The organism is Burkholderia cepacia (assembly GCF_001039005.1).
Taxonomy (GTDB): Bacteria; Pseudomonadota; Gammaproteobacteria; order Burkholderiales; family Burkholderiaceae; genus Burkholderia; species Burkholderia theae.
The window spans coordinates 1-1,790 of the sequence record NZ_LDWR01000121.1; the positions used below are offsets into that span (position 1 = coordinate 1).

Below are 1,790 nucleotides of genomic sequence, written 5' to 3' on the forward strand. Positions count from 1 at the left end.
CGTGAAGATAGTAACGGGGCGACATGAACTGTACCGCAGTGGGTGTGGATATCGCGAAAAGCGTCTTTCAGGGCCATTACCTGGACGAGACAACCGTAAGCGCGAATTTCTCCGCACATAGCGCGTGAGTTCGAAAAGCGTCACGCTTGCGTCCGCAACCCACACTTGCGGACGCAACCACGATGACACCTGACACGATTGACCTCGATTTCCTGCCTCTGAAGGTGACGCACATCTCCCCAAACGGCAAACGATCATTTGATCCCGATGGGAAGCGCCGCCTGGTCAAGGCATGCTTGTTACCCGGCGCGTCGCTATCTGGTCTGGCGCTCAAGGCTGGGGTGAACGCAAACCAGCTGCGCAAATGGGTCGAGATGTATCGGAAGGCAAGCGCAGTCGCTACGTTGCCGAAACCAATCGAAGCCGAAGCATCGACATTCGTTCCAGTGGTGATGATCGAGAGCGGGACGCTGGAGGCGGTAGAGGCTACGCCGGAATCTCTGTCGGTGTGTCGAGAATCGCCGTCGGCGCCGACAGTGGTGCAGCCGCGAGCCCGCCTGTCGGTACGACTGCCCAGCGGTATCGTGATTGACCTGGAGTGCACTTCGCAGGACACGGCGCTCGTCAAGGCGATGATCGTGGCGCTGGGGGTGAGCTGATGTTCCGCTTCGACGCCGACTTGCGGATTTACTTGCACCGCGAGCCGATCGACTTCCGGAGCGGCATCAACAGTCTGGTCACACTGTGGTCGAACAGTCGATGCAGCTCGATCCCCTCGCGCGCGCCGTGTATGCGTTTCACAACCGTAAGCGCAACCGTGTGAAGCTTCTGCTTTATGATCGATCCGGTTTCTGGCTGATGTTGAAACGCCTCGAGACGGACCATTTCGTATGGCCGCGCCGTCAGCAAGCGGTGATCGAGCTGACGACGGAGCAGCTTCACTGGCTGCTCGACGGCATCGACATCGACGCCGTGCGTCGCCATCCCAAGCGGCAGTACGTCCACGTGGACTGAGCCGCACCGAAACAGTTGTTGCCGGTAAACAACGGCCGGCACGGCTGTTACGAATTGCCGTAAACCTGTGCGGCGTCGCGCTTCGCTATCGTGAAGCGCATGAAAGATCCCTTCCAGTTGCCGCCGGCCGCCACGATCGATGAGCTGATGAAGCGCCTCGAGGCGCTTGAAGAACAGTATCGTCTCGCGCTGGCGCAGCGCTTTGCACCGAAGAGCGAGAAGCGCAGTGATCGCCTGTTCAACGAGGCCGAGCAGATCGCCGAAACCGACCCGGCCGAAGAGGATGACGACCTGCCTGCGCTGCCCGATATGGGACTGCCGGACGCCACCTCCGTGCCTGGCAAACGCGGTCGCAAGCCACTGCCAGCGCATCTGCCACGCAAGCGTGTGGAATACGATCTGCCCGAGGATCAGAAGACCTGTACGTGTTGCGGTAACACGCTGCACCGCATCGGCGAAGACGTCAGCGAGCAGTTGCACTACGAAGTCAAGGTCACGGTTCTCCAGAATGCCCGCTTCAAATACGCGTGCTGGCATTGCGAGACCCATGCCGAACGGACGCCGATCGTGCTTGCGCCCATGCTGGCACAACCGTTGCCGGGCGGTCACGCGAGCGCAGCGATGATCGCCACCGTCACGACCGGGAAGTACGTCGATGGCACGCCGCTGTACCGGATGGCGGATGTGCTGGCGCGCTCGAACGTCCCGGTCAGCCGCGGCACGCTGGCTAACTGGATCATTCGGCCCAGCGAGTTGCACTACAGCCGGCTGTACGA

At 60.9% G+C, this 1,790-nt stretch carries 3 protein-coding genes; all 3 read left to right on the plus strand.

Annotated elements, in window-relative coordinates; translation table 11 throughout:
• Window positions 1-182 precede the first annotated feature (182 nt).
• The gene (gene tnpA, locus VL15_RS38190) at window positions 183-659 is read left to right on the plus strand and encodes an IS66-like element accessory protein TnpA (RefSeq protein WP_048252072.1); all 477 of its coding nucleotides are present in this window, start codon (window positions 183-185) and stop codon (window positions 657-659) included.
• A gap of 85 nt (window positions 660-744) precedes the next feature.
• Window positions 745-1,014, plus strand: a complete 270-nt coding sequence (gene tnpB / locus VL15_RS38195; RefSeq protein ID WP_080971112.1) for an IS66 family insertion sequence element accessory protein TnpB — start codon at window positions 745-747, stop codon at window positions 1,012-1,014.
• 99 nt (window positions 1,015-1,113) lie between these two features.
• Window positions 1,114-1,790: IS66 family transposase zinc-finger binding domain-containing protein (locus VL15_RS38200; protein ID WP_048252073.1), on the plus strand; the 677-nt coding region annotated here is incomplete at its 3' end.

What these genes read in the sequence shown, in the direction of transcription:
- tnpA (WP_048252072.1), top strand. Translation starts at nt 183, where the DNA reads ATGACACCTGACACGATTGACCTCGATTTCCTGCCTCTGAAGGTGACG.